The sequence below is a fragment of the Mesorhizobium sp. M5C.F.Ca.IN.020.32.2.1 genome (assembly GCF_004023105.1).
In the GTDB taxonomy this organism is placed as follows: Bacteria; Pseudomonadota; Alphaproteobacteria; order Rhizobiales; family Rhizobiaceae; genus Mesorhizobium; species Mesorhizobium wenxiniae.
Map to the genome: position 1 here is coordinate 1 of NZ_RZSX01001693.1, position 423 is coordinate 423.

At 67.6% G+C, this 423-nt stretch carries 1 pseudogene; it reads right to left on the minus strand.

Features of this window, described 5'->3' with window-relative positions:
• A pseudogene (locus tag EOA86_RS38200) lies at positions 1-423 on the minus strand (UDP-N-acetylglucosamine 1-carboxyvinyltransferase); the annotation flags it as partial.

A 423-nucleotide genomic window follows, 5' to 3' on the forward strand; every position in this document is an offset into this window, starting at 1 on the left:
ATCGTCATCAGGCCCATGAACTGCGCCTGCAGGTCGGTCGGGAACGCCGGGAAGGGCGCTGTCGTCACGTCGACCGGCGCAATGCCGGCGCCGTTTCGCCTGACGCGGATGCCGGAATTGGTCTGCGTGATCTCGGCGCCGGTCTGGGAAATCACGTCGAGCGCGGTCTGCAACAGGTCAGGCCGCGCGCCTTCGAGCATGACGTCGCCGCCGGTCATGGCGACGGCCATCGCATAGGTGCCGGTCTCGATGCGGTCGGGTATCACCCGGACGCGCGCGCCCGACAGCGCTTCGACGCCGTCGATGGTGATGGTCTCGGTGCCGGCGCCATAAATCTTGGCGCCCATGGCGTTGAGGCATTCGGCGAGGTTGACGATCTCGGGCTCGCGGGCGGCGTTTTCGAGCACCGTCTCGCCATTGGCC